General features: G+C 62.4%; 16 protein-coding genes. 6 read left to right on the forward strand and 10 right to left on the reverse strand.

Features of this window, described 5'->3' with window-relative positions:
• Positions 1-113: 113 nt before the first annotated feature.
• Positions 114-389 carry a DUF7218 family protein gene (locus tag D8W71_RS06220; protein WP_121111905.1) on the forward strand — a complete coding sequence of 92 codons (276 nt, stop codon included), beginning with the start codon at positions 114-116 and terminating at the stop codon, positions 387-389.
• Positions 390-430: 41 nt separating this feature from the next.
• Here D8W71_RS06220 and D8W71_RS06225 read toward each other — a convergent pair whose 3' ends face one another.
• The 5 genes from D8W71_RS06225 to D8W71_RS06245 form a co-directional block, all read right to left on the reverse strand.
• Positions 431-1492: a YihY/virulence factor BrkB family protein gene (locus D8W71_RS06225; RefSeq protein ID WP_121111907.1), complete on the reverse strand. Its 1062-nt coding sequence runs from the start codon at positions 1490-1492 to the stop codon at positions 431-433.
• A gap of 117 nt (positions 1493-1609) precedes the next feature.
• Positions 1610-2050, reverse strand: a complete 441-nt coding sequence (locus D8W71_RS06230) for an SRPBCC family protein (protein ID WP_121111909.1) — start codon at positions 2048-2050, stop codon at positions 1610-1612.
• 58 nt (positions 2051-2108) lie between these two features.
• Positions 2109-2912, reverse strand: a complete 804-nt coding sequence (locus D8W71_RS06235; protein ID WP_121111911.1) for a DNA-formamidopyrimidine glycosylase family protein — start codon at positions 2910-2912, stop codon at positions 2109-2111.
• 27 nt (positions 2913-2939) lie between these two features.
• Positions 2940-5141: an EAL domain-containing protein gene (locus tag D8W71_RS06240; protein WP_121111913.1), complete on the reverse strand. Its 2202-nt coding sequence runs from the start codon at positions 5139-5141 to the stop codon at positions 2940-2942.
• 100 nt (positions 5142-5241) lie between these two features.
• On the reverse strand, positions 5242-5904 hold the full coding sequence (locus D8W71_RS06245; protein WP_121111915.1) for a TetR/AcrR family transcriptional regulator: 663 nt from the start codon (positions 5902-5904) through the stop codon (positions 5242-5244).
• Between the two features lie 71 nt (positions 5905-5975).
• Here D8W71_RS06245 and D8W71_RS06250 point away from each other — a divergent pair, with 71 nt between their 5' ends.
• The 3 genes from D8W71_RS06250 (at position 5976) to D8W71_RS06260 (ending at position 8164) form a co-directional block, all read left to right on the forward strand.
• Positions 5976-7100 (forward strand): FAD-dependent oxidoreductase, encoded by a 1125-nt coding sequence (locus D8W71_RS06250; RefSeq protein ID WP_121111917.1) that lies wholly within the window; start codon positions 5976-5978, stop codon positions 7098-7100.
• A gap of 285 nt (positions 7101-7385) precedes the next feature.
• Positions 7386-7760: a histone-like nucleoid-structuring protein Lsr2 gene (locus D8W71_RS06255; RefSeq protein WP_121111919.1), complete on the forward strand. Its 375-nt coding sequence runs from the start codon at positions 7386-7388 to the stop codon at positions 7758-7760.
• A 125-nt stretch (positions 7761-7885) separates the two neighbouring features.
• Positions 7886-8164, forward strand: coding sequence for a hypothetical protein (locus D8W71_RS06260; RefSeq protein WP_121111921.1), 279 nt, complete (start codon positions 7886-7888; stop codon positions 8162-8164).
• Here the strand turns inward: D8W71_RS06260 and D8W71_RS06265 are convergent.
• The 4 genes from D8W71_RS06265 to D8W71_RS06280 form a co-directional block, all read right to left on the reverse strand.
• Positions 8140-8745 (reverse strand): GNAT family N-acetyltransferase, encoded by a 606-nt coding sequence (locus tag D8W71_RS06265; RefSeq protein ID WP_236077735.1) that lies wholly within the window; start codon positions 8743-8745, stop codon positions 8140-8142. The genes D8W71_RS06260 and D8W71_RS06265 overlap by 25 nt on opposite strands.
• A 101-nt stretch (positions 8746-8846) precedes the next feature.
• On the reverse strand, positions 8847-9770 hold the full coding sequence (locus tag D8W71_RS06270) for an AraC family transcriptional regulator (protein ID WP_236077736.1): 924 nt from the start codon (positions 9768-9770) through the stop codon (positions 8847-8849).
• 36 nt (positions 9771-9806) lie between these two features.
• A complete protein-coding gene (locus D8W71_RS06275; protein WP_328588816.1) occupies positions 9807-10247 on the reverse strand; it encodes a MarR family winged helix-turn-helix transcriptional regulator in 441 nt (146 codons plus the stop codon).
• A 32-nt stretch (positions 10248-10279) separates the two neighbouring features.
• The gene (locus D8W71_RS06280) at positions 10280-10873 is read right to left on the reverse strand and encodes a class I SAM-dependent methyltransferase (RefSeq protein ID WP_121111925.1); all 594 of its coding nucleotides are present in this window, start codon (positions 10871-10873) and stop codon (positions 10280-10282) included.
• 32 nt (positions 10874-10905) lie between these two features.
• Between D8W71_RS06280 and D8W71_RS06285 the strand changes: the two genes are divergently transcribed.
• Positions 10906-11838, forward strand: coding sequence for a phosphotransferase enzyme family protein (locus D8W71_RS06285; RefSeq protein WP_121111927.1), 933 nt, complete (start codon positions 10906-10908; stop codon positions 11836-11838).
• Complete coding sequence (locus D8W71_RS06290) at positions 11820-12776, forward strand: hypothetical protein (RefSeq protein WP_236077737.1); 957 nt, start codon at positions 11820-11822, stop codon at positions 12774-12776. The genes D8W71_RS06285 and D8W71_RS06290 overlap by 19 nt, the downstream gene beginning before the upstream one ends.
• Here D8W71_RS06290 and D8W71_RS06295 read toward each other — a convergent pair.
• A complete protein-coding gene (locus D8W71_RS06295) occupies positions 12770-13735 on the reverse strand; it encodes an endonuclease/exonuclease/phosphatase family protein (protein ID WP_121111929.1) in 966 nt (321 codons plus the stop codon). The genes D8W71_RS06290 and D8W71_RS06295 overlap by 7 nt on opposite strands.
• Positions 13736-13771: the final 36 nt, after the last annotated feature.

The raw sequence follows: 13771 nt of genomic DNA on the forward strand, positions 1-13771 counted from the left end.
AGTCTCTGTGCAGGGGGATCCTTGTTTCACAGCTTCGCTCGGAACCTCAGGCACTACGGTTTTGGCCTCATGCCGATCGGGTAGCGCTGAGATACCGAACGAAAGGAAAGACGATGCCGACGAAGAAGTCAGACGACCAGCCACAACTCAAAGATCAAGACCTCTACGAGAAGCTCCGCGACGAGGGTAACTCGAAGGAGAAAGCGGCACGCATCTCCAATGCAGCGGCGAACGAGGGACGGAAGAACGTCGGGAAGAAGGGTGGGAAGTCGCCGTCGTACAAGGAGTGGACTGTCGATGAGCTCACCGATCGCGCCAAAGAACTCGGTGTCGAAGGCTATTCGAAGTTGAAGAAGGACGAACTGATCGACGTGTTACGTAACCATTGATTACCCGGCCAGCACGCTGATGACGACCGCGGGGAGCTTCGTTATCCGGCGTCGTTAGGTTGCTGGTGGCTTTCTCGCAGGCGTCGTCCCTCCTCGACAGCTTCGTTGTCTTTTTGCTCGTTCTTGTCCGACACTCGGGTATCACGTGGAGGCAACTGCAGCCGCTCCTCGGCGACGAGGCCCGCTTGCAGTTGCCGTCCTCGTTCCAATTCCGAATCCAGCTCGGCGCCGAACAGCAAAGCCAGGTTGGTGATCCACAGCCACAGCAGGAAGACGATAGCGCCGGCCAGGGATCCGTAGGTTTTGTTGTAGCTCGAGAAGTTCGCGACGTAGAACCCGAAAGCGACGGTCGCGAGAATCCATACGATGATCCCGACGGCGGCACCCGCGCTGATCCACTTGAATTTCGGCTGCTGAACATTGGGCGTCGCGTAGTAGAGGATCGCAACCGCTAGCACCACTACGGCGAGCACGAGTGGCCACCTGGCGATGTTCCATACGGTCAAGGCAGTGTCGCCGAGACCGATGACGTCGCCGACCGCCGACGCGACGGGCCCGCTGATCGCCAGCATGACGGCAGCGAGCGCTATCAGAATCAACGCGATCAGCGTAACCAGCAGCATGACCGGCCGCAGTTTCCAGACCGGCCGCCCTTCCTCGACCTCGTACATACGATTCATGGCCCGGCCGAACGCGCCTACGTATCCGGATGCAGACCACAGCGCACCCGCGATACCGATGATCAACGCGAACCCGGCGGTGGGTGCCTGGACCAACTGCTCGATCGGACCACGCAGGGTGTCGACCGCCGAGGACGGCCCGAGATCACCGACAACCTGAAGCACGCCGTCCACGGTTGCCTGCCCCTGCCCGAAAACTCCGAGGAGTGAGACGATGGCAAGGATTGCAGGAAACAATGACAGCACTGCGTAGTAGGTCAACGCAGCCGCGAGGTCGGTGCATTGGTCGCGTGAAAACTCCCGCGCCGTCTTCTTGGCCACGAAGATCCACGACGGTTTCGTCAGCTCCGTCGGGGACTCGGGCTTGCGAGGATCGTCGGGGTCGGCATCGACGGGTGCGGACGAATCGGAGTTGACATTCACCTGAATCTCGATACCCCAGTGGCGCAGAGCGAAACACCTACGGCCATCAGCTACTCATGGCGACAGCGTCCTAGCTGGACCCCGGTACAGCCCAGTAAGGACGCCGGTCCATCGAACTCACGCGGGGTCCGAGCGCCGTTCGGCCAACAATGCCAAGCGCCGCAGAGCTTCCGAGTTGCGGGGGTGGGCAAGAGCGTGTTGGACCGAGTCCGGAATAACAGTGAACGGCGCGGTCGCCGCATGTTCGATCATCTCTATGCGGCATCCCGTCGGCAGGGGGTGCAGTCGAACCGTGATGTGCGCCTTGCCGAATGGTAGTGCTCGTGCCTCCAGATTCAACTCGCGACCGTCGTGTCCTCCCATCGAGCTAGTGTGGTCGCTCAATGTCACCGGCCACACACCTACGGAATGGTGGATTTTCGAGCCCTTCGCCGGCCACGCTGGATCAACCGAGCGGATGCGCGACGCACCCACGACCCACATCGCGTAGGACCAACCGTCCGCCAGCACCCTCCACACCTCATCGCAACTAGCTGTGGTCTCCTTGTTCGTCGTCATGCACGACGCATGCCCGTGCCTGGTCGGAGTCAAACGGAGTGAGCCGCGCTGAGCGGGATCAAACGGACATTTCCGGTTGGCACGACGGGCACCACCATGTTCGTCGGCGAGCAGGGTCGCCGGGGATTTCGGCGGCGACGCGGATTGTTGTCCCACAGCGCAGGCACGGCTTGCCTGCACGGCCGGCGACCCAGTGCTGTCGGCCGCGCCGGGTGTCGCCGGTGGTCACCTGATGCGCTCGCGCGGTGGTGGCGGAATGCATCATGGCGCGGCGAAGAAGGGCGACGAGGGCGGGTGCGTCGACGGTACGGACCGGTCGCCAGGGCCACAGTCCGCGCAGAAAACACAGTTCGTTCGCCCATAGATTTCCCGGTCCGGCGATCACGCGTTGATCGAGCAACGCGGCGATCACCGGTGTGTCCCGTTGCGCGACGAGGTTGGCGGCGGCTCGTTCCGGGTCGAAATCGCTTCGAAGGGGATCCGGTCCGAGGTGCGAGATGAGGTGATTAATCTCGGGAGTCCTGCCGTAGTCGACGGCTGGAAGACTCAGGCCGTAGGCGGTGGGGCCGTGTTCGATCGAAAGTCGCACCCGCACATCGGGATCAAGGCGTGAGGGTAGGTACCGGCCGGCGCGGGTGACGGTCCACGATCCGCTCATCTTGAGATGCGTGTGCAGACTCGTCTCATCGGACAGGTCGGTGAGCAGGTGTTTGCCGTGAGTTCGATGTCCGACGACGGTGAGCCCCGCAAGATTGTCCGTCGCGTGCGCAGGAACGTTCAGGCGGCCTACTGTCAGAAGTCCACCGTCCAGTGCAGCTCGCAGACGAAGCGCGAGCCGGTAGACGGAATCTCCCTCGGGCACAGTGGCGTGTACCCGGCGTCGCCTAGTTCATACACTCAATCGGCCACGCAGCAGCTCTGTCGTGGCGATTGCGGTGATCGGTCGGCCGAGTAGATACCCCTGCGCCAGATCGCATCCGGTCGCGACGAGAGAATCGAACTGCTCCTGAGTTTCGACGCCTTCTCCCACGACGGTCACGTCGAAAGCCTTGGCGAGGGCCACGATTGCCGCCACTACGGCTTGCGCGCGGGGGTGGGGCAACGCGGTGATGAACGACCCGTCGATCTTGAAGCATTCGAACATCGGATACCGGTTCAGGTACGAGATGGAGCTGTGTCCTTTTCCGAGATCGTCGAGAAGGAGCGCGACACCTAGATCGTGCAGGGCGGCCAGGGTGTCGGCGACGCGGGCGGTGTCCGACACCCAGACCGTTTCGGTGATTTCGAGGCCGAGCGACGTCGGCGGCAACCCGGTTTCGTTCAGGACCGCGGCCACCTCACCGGGGAACGCGGGGCTACGCAGTTGTAGTGCGCTGACGTTGACCCGGATGGCGACGTCGGAGTGCTCACGCCAGAGAACAGTCTGGGCGCATGCGGTGCGCAGGGCCCAGGATCCGAGAGCTGTTGCCAGACCAGTCCGTTCGGCAACTGCGACGAACTCCGTGGGTGCGATCGGCCCAAGTTCGGGATGAGTCCAGCGCGCCAACGCTTCCAGCGCGACGATCTCTCCGCTGGCGATGTCGATGAGTGGTTGGTACTCCAGGGTCAACGAGTTGTCGGCCAGAGCGGAGCGAAGGTCGGTCGACAACGAACGTACGCGGTCGGCGTCGTACATGTCCCCGGTGTCGAACACCGCGTGCCCGCCGGTTCCGTTGTCTTTCGCTCGGTACATGGCGAGGTCGGCGCGGTGAATCAGATCGCGTCGTGTCGTCGATGGTTCCGATACCGCAATGCCGATGCTGACGCTCAGCGGTATCGGAGCGTCGTCGGGGGACAGCGGCGCAGCGATCGCGGTCTCGATGTGACGGGCCAGGTCTTCTGCATGCGTGACGCTGTCTATTCCCTCGCAGATGACAAGGAATTCGTCGCCTCCGAGCCTGGCGACGGTATCGCGTTCTCGGGTCGCAGCGGCGAGGCGCCGAGTGAACCGCACAAGTGCGAGGTCACCGGATTCGTGGCCGAGACTGTCGTTGATCACTTTGAAGTCGTCGATGTCGAGAAGCAGGAGTGCCACCGAGCTGGACTCCTCCCGAGCCCGTTCGAGCGCCGAGTCGATGACTTCGTAGGCCAGAGCGCGGTTGGGGAGTCCCGTCAAGGCGTCGTGCATACCGCGAAGGCGCAGTTGGCGATCCAATTCGATACGTCTGAGAGCTGTCGACAGAACGCTGGTCAACGCGGTCAGAAACATCAGTTCCCACTCGCTGTACACGCGCGGTTCCGCGCTGTAGATAGCGAGTGCACCCCAGGGTTCGTCCGCGTCGACGGGAACGGGGACTGCAGCCCCGCTACGAAGTCCGAGCCCCGCCATCGTGGAGGTGTCGAAGAGGGTCTCGGTGTCGGTGTCGGAACACGTCACGGGAACGCCGTGGGTCAGCGCGTACCCGACCATCGATTGATCTCCCGGCGGGAGTTCGAGGCCGGTCGTGATGACTCTGCTGATTGCGTCGAAGCGCACTCCGCCCTCGACCGAGGCGTCGCGACACGCGATGGCCGCAGTTTCCACGCCTGTCATCGCCGCGGCTGCGGTCGTCGCCGCCGTCAACAGCTCCGGAAGTGTGGCGTCGACGGACATTCTGCTCAGAGCTGCGAGCGCTTTCTGCTCGGATGCGTTGCGGTGAGCGGTCGACACTGCGTTCTTCAGCTCCGCGTCGCGGCGGTGGCCGACCGTACGATCGCGGATGGTCGTGGCGACCAGGTTCGGTTCCCCGGCTGCACGCTGGACGATGAACGTGCAGACCGCGACGGGAATGCCGGCGCCCGTCACATGGTGCCGTAGCTCGCTGCGGCCTCTCCAGAAGCCTTCGTCGTGCAGCCCGGCCTCGACCTCGACGGCAGCTTCCAGGCCGTGCGGAGTGAAGAAATCAGCCGTGGTCAACGCCGGTTCAGTGGGCAGCTCGGTGAGTCCGACGAGTGCCAGGCCTGCTGGGTTGACGTAGACGACCTTTCCGTCGAATTCGGACAGGGCGATCAAGTCTGGAGACAGGTCGAGCAATGCCCGCAGAATGGCCGGGTCGTCCGTAGGGTCGGGCATGTGCTATCCGTTCGGTTCGCGCTGAATTCAATTCGAGCCACGTGTTGAGCGCGGACTGGGTGATCGGCTTACCCCATTGTGGTCCTGCACAACCGCACGATCAGCGGATGGCCTCGATACCGGTGAGAGTGAAGTCGATGCCGGCGAGAAATTGTGCGCGATCATCATGCTCGGGCATCCGATCCGCAATTCGATGGAGGAATGGATATTCGGCTCGGTCGAGTTGTCGCCACGCGTCGGCCACCGCGGTCAGCGCAGTCGTCCGATCGGTGACGTGTCCGTGCAGTCGGGCGTTGGCAGCGTTCTGCCCTGCGACGCCGAGGATGTAGTTGACCAGCGTGGATGCTGCGTCGAACAGGCTCTCCTCGGGGACGTGCAGTGCTTCGATCTGGGCGCCGATCGCTTCGAAGATGCGGGACATCGCGGCCTGCTGCGGCGCGCGGGCCAGGTGAGCGCCGACCCACGGGTGCGCATCGATCGCGTCGAAGATGGCGAGCGCGACGCTACGAATTGTTTCTCTCGGCCCTGCGCCTGCGGGTACGCCGGACAACTCGCGATCGACGAGGCTGTTCGTTGCCGCCGCGAGAAGTTCGCTCTTGTTGGCCACGTGGTGATAGATCGCGCCGCTTCCGGTGGACAGCCGCGCGGCCAGGGCGCGGAAGGTCAGCGCGGAGTCGCCGTCGGCATCCAGGATGTCAATCGCTGCGTCGACGATCCGATTTTTCGACAGCGCATCTGCTCGCCGCTCACTCCGTGTGGCCATGGTTGTCATCTTGACATATTTGGAACAGTGTTCCAAGCTGGATGGAACACTGTTCCAATAGAAGGGTAGCCATGAACATCTCGATCATCGGCGCAGGCCTCGGAGGCCTCGTCCTCGCCCGCGTTCTGCACGTCAACGGCATTGCTGCCACCGTGTACGAGTCCGATCCGGCGGCGCAGTCTCGTACTCAAGGCGGTCAGCTCGATATCCACGAGCACGATGGACAGGTGGCGCTCGCAGCAGCGGGCCTCACCGACGAGTTTCGCGCCATCATCAACGTGGGGGCGGAAGCGACGCGGGTGCTCGACCCGACCGGCGCCGTTCTGTACGACGAACCCGACGACGGGACGGGTGTACGGCCCGAAGTTCTCCGAGGCGATCTACGGCGAATACTCATCGAATCGCTTCCATCACAGACGATTCGGTGGAACAAGAAACTTACCGGCACCGCGGCGATCGGCGACGGCACCCATCGTCTCGATTTCGCCGACGGGTCCTCCTCGGTCTCGGACCTCGTCGTCGGTGCCGATGGCGCGTGGTCGAAGATCCGTCCGCTGGTGTCTGCTGCGACACCCGAGTACGCAGGAGTCACGTTCGTCGAAACCTATTTGCACGACGCCGATGTCCGTCACCCGGCTGCGGCGGCCGCCGTAGGCGGCGGTGCGATGTTCGCGCTTGCACCGGGGCAGGGGCTTGCCGTGCATCGTGAGGCGGACGGAATCTTGCACTCGTACGCGGAGTTGAAACGCTCGGCAGAATGGGTCGAGGGCATCGATTTCTCCGACGCAAAGGCATCGGCTTCGCGGGTGGTAGCCGAATTCGACGGGTGGGCAGAAGAACTCACTTCTCTGATCAGCGACTCCGACAGCGCGCCCGTTGCGCGGATGATTCACTCGCTCCCCAACGATCACCGCTGGGACCGGGTTCCGGGAGTGACGCTCGTCGGTGACGCCGCGCATCTGATGCCTCCGTCCGGAGACGGTGCGAATCTGGCGATGTTCGACGGCGCCGAACTCGGGCAGGCCATAGTCGCGCATCCCGGTGACATCGAGGCGGCACTCGTCGCGTACGAAAACGAACTGTTTCCACGAAGCGCCTCGACGGCGGTGGAGGCGCACGAGACCCTCGACCTGTGTGTGGGCAAGGACGCGCCGCACGGGCTCATTGCATTGATCTCGGGCGCGAAGTCCCGCTGACCGTCCTTCGGAAGCAGACTGATATGTCCGTTTCGCGATTCATGTCGTCTATTGTCGAACTAATCCGGCTGCAGCACGATGGTGTATTAATGTCGGATTCGGACGAAAGGACCGCCGGGTCTGAATATCGACCGTCAGACATATTGGATGGCGCATTGGGAACTATCGACTTGCACTGCGCGTTGCAAGTTACCGAATGTGACTCGCGGACTCCCTGGTTGTTCGACATAATTGGCGGACAGGCTAACCTGGAACAAATCCCCTCGATCCGAAAGGCCTCGCACTGTGGCGAAGCAAGTTATCTATGAATTGGTCGATGACGTCGATGGCACCTCGATCGACGAGGGACAGGGCGAATCGATCGAGTTTTCGTTGGACGGCGTCGATTACGTGATCGACCTGAAGAGTAAGAACGCCAACGAATTTCGGAAGAAAATCGAGTACTACGTCGGATTTGCCACCCGGGTCGGCGGACGCAAGCGCAAAGCGACTCCTGTGGGAGCCGTGCAGGCACCTGCCTCGCAGCCGGCTTCGACCACCAAGCGCGACCCCGCTCAGACACGTGCAATCCGCCAGTGGGCGGCGGACAGCGGCTACGAAATCAACGATCGTGGACGCATCCCCGCCGAGATCGTCGAGGCATACGAAGCCGCAAACTGACTTCTCTCGGGCCGGCACCGACGCGATGCCGGCCCGAGAATTGTCTGTTGCCCGGCGGCGTAACGTTCGATCCACCGAATCCGACGTGATGTCTACGACGACCCCGAGGATAGGTGTGGCGAGACATGAAACGACGCATTGCAGTCTTGACAGGTTTGATGGCGTTGCCGATAGCGGTGGGAGCGACCGTCGGAGTCGGTACCGCCAATGCCGATCAATGGCACTACGGTCCGGTCTATCGCTCCGAGTTTTCGGGTGAGGGCGGACAATACTTCTGCAACAAAGCGCTGGCGTTGGAACAGGCCTCGCAGTCCATTGTCATCGTGCCGTGTACCAACGAAGCGAACACCGACGTCTGGTACCGAATTGTGCTCAATCCTTACAACTGGGGTTGGAGCGGCTGAGGATCGTCGCGCAACCGGCTGTGAACGTGCATGTCGTGCCAGCCGTCCGCGTGCCTGGCCGACTGCCGCCGGATCCCCTCCGCGATGAACCCAGCTTTGTATGCGGCGCGGCAGGACGCGTCGTTCAGCGTGGAATGTTCGAGCTGCAGGCGGGTGAGTCCGACGCAGTCGAAAGCCCATCCGGAGACCGCGGCCATCGCATTCGGGCAGATCCCGCGCCCGCGCGCCGCGGGCACCATCCAATAGGCAAGATCGGCGACGCCGTCTTGTTTATCGATGGCTTTCAAAGCTATTCGCCCCAGTAACTCGTCCGAACGTCGGTCGACAATGGCCCACGTGCAGTCGCTGCGTGCGATCCATGCCTCGTGCCATCGGTCGATCCACTGCTCGGCCTCCGACACCGAATCTGCTCGACGCACATGCCACCGTTGGATCGACGGGTCCTGAAACGCTTCCACGACGCTCGCGGCGTCGTCCGTGCGCCACGGCCTCAGCGCAGCACAACCCTCGACGTCGAGGGTCGGCTGGACCAGGGCCGCGAGGGCGTCGTCATTGATTGCGGGAGGAGCCAGTTCGGGCACCGCAACATACTGACTCGGCATCCCGGCCGTCGCAACCGTCTATCTCGTTGTCGGCCAGAAAATCTACCGCCCTATCAGCATTACTGACCCCGTGGTGCGAATCATGCGGTCCGTGTGACTGGGATCCATAGTTCCCCGGTGCCCGAGCTCCAATCCTCGTTGCTCGCGGTAACCGTGAGGATTTCCGGCCCAGGCACGACCTGATAGGGGTTCGACGGGAACCACTCGCTGAAGGCGTCGGCCCAGAGTTGTTGCAGTGCTGCGCTGAAATTGTCCTCCGCGCTGGCCTCGAAGACCACCCATTTCGACGCTGGAACAGCGAGGGTGTCCCAGCCGTCGTGTTCGGTGGTCGTCGCAACGGCGAAGTAGTAGTCGAACAAACTTCCGTCCTCGCGGTCGGGCGAGAATCCGGTGCTGACGAACAGGATTTCTGGTAAGTCGGACACGTCCGCAAGCGCGCGCAACTCCTCGCCTGTTCCGGCGGGCAAGCTCTGGTGGAACTCGGACATGGCAGGGTTCGGACCCTGATATTGCAACGGAATGCGAGTCGACCGACCATTGATGTGAATGTCAGGAAGATCCACGATTCTGTATCGCATGGTGCTTCGCCCTTCGATAGTGAGGTGAAATGACACTGCCTGCTGCGAACGAAGGACTGCACCCGGGCGACGCGCGTGCGACGGCGTCATACCGTTCATCTGCCGGAAGGCGCGACTGAACGCGTCCCCCGACGAGTACCCGTACTTGGCGGCCACATCGAGCACACCGAGCCCATCGAGAATCTCCGCTGTTGCCAGCGTCATTCGCCTCGACCGGATGTACTGCGACAGTGACATTCCGGCCAGCGCCGAGAACACGCGTCGGAAGTGATACTCGGAGGTGAGCGTGATCCGCGCTAATTCGTGTGGGTCGATCTCACCGTCGAGATTGTCCTCGATGTAACCGAGTGCGTCGTTCCACTGCTCGAGCATGTCCGTGGGCACCTTCTTTCGTTCGACCGCAACGATATGGGCGGGCACCAACATGATTCTCGACTATTCCTGCCGCGAATAGTCGGCCCGTCACCAATGCCACGCCTGGCCCCCGACGTTCTCGATGGTGCGCTGCAGGACTCGGATGGTCGTGACGAAGTCCTCCTCGGTAATTCCTTGCATGCGTTCTGTCTGCAGATCGCGCTGGACCGCTGCCGCGCGGTCGAATTGTTCGGCGCCTGCATCGGTGAATCTCAGGCGCGAATCGATCTGCTGGATCCAGCCTTTCGCGGTCGCCGTGTCGACTGCGTCGACGATCGCCTCGGGGGTGTCGTTGTGTCCTAATTTCTCGATCACTTCGGTGCTGTCGACTCCGCTGGGTGACAGCGAAAGCTGATGCAGAAGCCATGATTCGGGTTGGGTGATACCGACGTCGTGCAATGCGCCGCGAATGCGCGCACCGACAGCCTCGCTCGCGCGGCGAGTCCAAAATCCGATGGGTTGACGCTCTGGTGGTTGCATTGGCTTCATGGATTCACGTAGAACCGAAACCATACTCGAGGTCAAGAGCGCACGGCGACGATCGCGCCGTGAGGCCGGTATCCGACGCCGGTGCGGGTGTGGGTTTCGACGACCTCGAATCCCGCGTCGATCACACGTGCGCTCAACTCTGGAACGGGCCATCGGTACGCGGTGACGACCTTGTGATCGAACGGTTCGAGTACCGGTGATTCGAAAAACCCGATCACCAGTGAACCACCTGGTCGCAGGGCGCGTGCGAATTCCTTCAGGGGGACGTGCACTGAGCCGGGGGTGTGGTGGATGAGTGAGTACCAGGACAATATTCCTGCGATGGAGCCAGATGCTGCATCGAGGTTCTCGGCTGTACCGACGTCGAACCGGCAATCCGGATGCGCGGTGTGGGCGTGCTCGATGAATGCGGGCGTCGGATCGATCCCGCGGACATCGCATCCACGCGCGGCGAGATAGTCGGTCCACTGACCAGGCCCGCAGCCGACGTCGATGACAGGGCCGTCAATTGCCGTCGCCCACTGCGTGACGAGGTGCAGGTCGGACGGGTGAGCCGAGTCGATCGAACCCAGCAGCCGCGAGTACTCCTCAGCGCGGTTGGAGTATGCGGTGCGAACTTCGTCCATGAAACGACAATAGTGTTGGTTACCCTCGGGGCATGCTGCCAGTCGGGTTGTCCATGCTGTGGGAGTCGGTGGATCCCACAGATGCACTGCGCGAACGGTTCGGCTTCGACAGTCTGGACGCTCTGTCGGAGTGGGTCTCCGCGTCGCTACGTAAGAACTGGGGAATTCGCTCCGGCGAGTGTTCCCGTGTGGTGATCAGTGATCGGAACGCGATCGTGTGGGTGAGCAGCGACGCCGGCAACCTGGTGGTGAAGTGGTCGTGCGCACGCGACCGCTTCGGGGCTCTGGAAGCATCGACAGCACTGGTGCGTGTGTGCGCCGACCACGGAGTTCCCGTCGCGGCACCGATCCGAACTGTCGACGGGCTGGACCGGGTGATCGTCGATGCTCTGTCGGTAACAGTTCAATCGGAACTGATCGGTCACTGGCTCGACGTGACCGACCATGCAGCAGTCTTCTCGGCCGGCGCGAGGTTGGCAGACGTGCACCGTGCGCTGGAGGGCGTCCATCGGAATGCCGCGCAGCCCGCCGTCGAACTACGGAGCCGCATCGAAGCATGGCTGGCCGACCGAGACCACGGCGCCGCACCGGATGCCTCGCGTCGACTCGCGGAATCGATGTCCGATGTACCTGATCTCGGCGACGATGTACAACTGGTCCACAACGATTTTCGTGCTGCCAACATACTGATTCGGGACTCGGAGGTGGTGGGCGTACTCGACTTCGACGAGGTGGTGCTCGGGCATCGAGTCAACGATCTGGCGAAGGCGTGCACGTACCTGGGCACATTGTTCACCGACTGGGGTCCGACACCCTCGTCGGTGCAACAGATGCTGCGTGCCGGGTACGAATCGGTCCGTCCCCTTCGGCCCGAAGAAGCTCGTTGGTTCGAACCGCTCCTGCTGTGGCACGGTCTGCTCGCGATCCCGTGCGAGGACACCGCCGGATGGGCGGCCGCGTTGTGAGGCGGGTGTTCTGCGTTGTGTTGTGCGCGCTGCTGACGACGTCGTGCGGGCATCTACCGTTCTTCGGAGGCGACATCGTGTCCTATCGGCCCGACACTGCCGCATTGGCCGATTCCGCAGATTGCATGGCCGAGAACGTGTATACCGGCATCACGGGGTTGGGGCCATGGGATACGGCGATCACCGACGATGTACCCGAACCTGGTTATCCACCGCCGTATTTCGAGCCAGTCGCGATGGCGCGGTGCGAGATCTCCTTGACTGCAGACAACGTAGAGACCCTCGACACTGTACGGCTGGACGGTGATGTCGACGCCGTTATGGACGCGTTCAGGGTGGACTCGAAGCGCTACTCGGATTTCGTCTCGGCCAGCTGTGCCTACGAGGTATTTCCGCCCGTTGGACTGTGGTTCGTAAACAAGGCAGGCAAAGCCTTTCGTCCGGTGTGGCCTTCGTCGCCGTGCGGACTTCAGGACGGGCCGCTGGCATCTATGCGCACCTTGGAAGAGGTGTCGCGGTCGGTGCATGTCACGGGGTACGACGTCGACTACACGGGTTCGTGCGGCGCATCTTTCGACCAGTTTTTCGGGACCACCGACATGGACGTCCAGTCGGTGGAGATGTATCCGAGCCTGTTCATGCCGACCGACGACGTCGGGTACCTCCAGCTGTGCCGCCACCCGGTGGGTTCGGATGCAAGCGCCCCAATCATTTTGTCCCAGAACGAGAGTGCAGCGCTGATCGCGGGTGTTGCACAAGCGCCTGTTGCGCAGCCGTGCTCCGCGGTCGCTACCAGTATCGCATCGACGCAGCTGCGCAGGCCCGACCAGTCGGGTGGGGCGATGGTCGCGTTCGAACTCGACGGCTGTCGCCGAGCATCGGGATTCGGGGCGTACCGAGAGATTCCCGAAAACCTCGGTGCACTACTCGGTCAGTGAACCGACACCTCGACGATCAAGCCGTGGTGGTCGGCGCCTTCGATAGTGACCTTTTCGAGCGACCTCGCATCCACGCCTCGCATCAGGACGTGATCGATCCCGATGATCGCTGGGTAGCTCTTGTCGGTGGGATAGGTAGGCACGATTCCGGATCCCAATTGATCTGCGGCGTCGGAATATCCGGCGGCAAGCAGTTCGCGGAACTGCTTGTGCTGGTAGGTCGTGTTGAAGTCGCCGCTGACGACGACGGGAGCACTGCCTGCTGCGAATTCGGTCAGCTGATCTCGCAGTGTCGCCAGCTCGGCCGTCCACACGTCCGGGGGAGTGATCACCGCCGGACCGGGATGGACCGCTACCAGCGTGAACGGCGTCGTGAATCCCACGGTAGCAACCAGATTCGTCGGACCGTAACCGGTGAGTTCACGGGTCTCGGACAGAGGGAATTTGCTGTAGATGCCTGACCCTCCGCCGCCCGCCTCGTCGGGGATCAGGTACTGGTACGGAAATGTCTCTTCGAGCCCTTGCTCACGGAGTGATTCGACAAGGCTTCCGGTCAGTTCTTGGACGGTGAGCACATCGGCGTCGTGCTCACGCGCAGTGTCGACCACGATCGTGGGATCGGCCCGTCCGAACTGGAAGTTGGATTGCATGATCGTCAAGGTCTGGCCGCCGTCCGTGCTGCCTCCTGCGACGTACAGCGGTGAGATTACCGCTGCGATCACGCCGACGAGGACGACAGACACCGTCACCAGGAACCACCGTCGAAACACCAGCGAGACGATCAGTCCCACCACCATCCCGGCGAGCACGAGCGGCACGAAGGATGCCAGAGCGATCAGCGGATTGATCGGTGCGGTCGTGAAGATCGCGGCGACGGTTGCCGCTCCCACGGCCACACTCACGAACCCTATGAGCTGGGCAATCCTCCGCGCGGGAACGTTGTCCTTGGTGAAACTCATGGGCAACGGTAACAGCGAGGAGAGAAGTCCCAGGCT

It is taken from the genome of Rhodococcus sp. P1Y (genome assembly GCF_003641205.1).
Classification (GTDB): domain Bacteria; phylum Actinomycetota; class Actinomycetes; order Mycobacteriales; family Mycobacteriaceae; genus Rhodococcoides.

Bases quoted from the DNA above. Each gene is read 5' to 3' on its own strand.
- D8W71_RS06220 (WP_121111905.1), top strand. From the start codon at position 114: ATGCCGACGAAGAAGTCAGACGACCAGCCACAACTCAAAGATCAAGAC.
- D8W71_RS06230 (WP_121111909.1), bottom strand. From the start codon at position 2,050: ATGACGACGAACAAGGAGACCACAGCTAGTTGCGATGAGGTGTGGAGG.
- D8W71_RS06240 (WP_121111913.1), bottom strand. From the start codon at position 5,141: ATGCCCGACCCTACGGACGACCCGGCCATTCTGCGGGCATTGCTCGAC.
- D8W71_RS06245 (WP_121111915.1), bottom strand. From the start codon at position 5,904: ATGGCCACACGGAGTGAGCGGCGAGCAGATGCGCTGTCGAAAAATCGG.
- D8W71_RS06250 (WP_121111917.1), top strand. From the start codon at position 5,976: ATGAACATCTCGATCATCGGCGCAGGCCTCGGAGGCCTCGTCCTCGCC.
- D8W71_RS06260 (WP_121111921.1), top strand. From the start codon at position 7,886: ATGAAACGACGCATTGCAGTCTTGACAGGTTTGATGGCGTTGCCGATA.
- D8W71_RS06270 (WP_236077736.1), bottom strand. From the start codon at position 9,770: ATGTTGGTGCCCGCCCATATCGTTGCGGTCGAACGAAAGAAGGTGCCC.
- D8W71_RS06275 (WP_328588816.1), bottom strand. From the start codon at position 10,247: ATGAAGCCAATGCAACCACCAGAGCGTCAACCCATCGGATTTTGGACT.
- D8W71_RS06280 (WP_121111925.1), bottom strand. From the start codon at position 10,873: ATGGACGAAGTTCGCACCGCATACTCCAACCGCGCTGAGGAGTACTCG.
- D8W71_RS06285 (WP_121111927.1), top strand. From the start codon at position 10,906: ATGCTGCCAGTCGGGTTGTCCATGCTGTGGGAGTCGGTGGATCCCACA.
- D8W71_RS06290 (WP_236077737.1), top strand. From the start codon at position 11,820: ATGGGCGGCCGCGTTGTGAGGCGGGTGTTCTGCGTTGTGTTGTGCGCG.
- D8W71_RS06295 (WP_121111929.1), bottom strand. From the start codon at position 13,735: ATGAGTTTCACCAAGGACAACGTTCCCGCGCGGAGGATTGCCCAGCTC.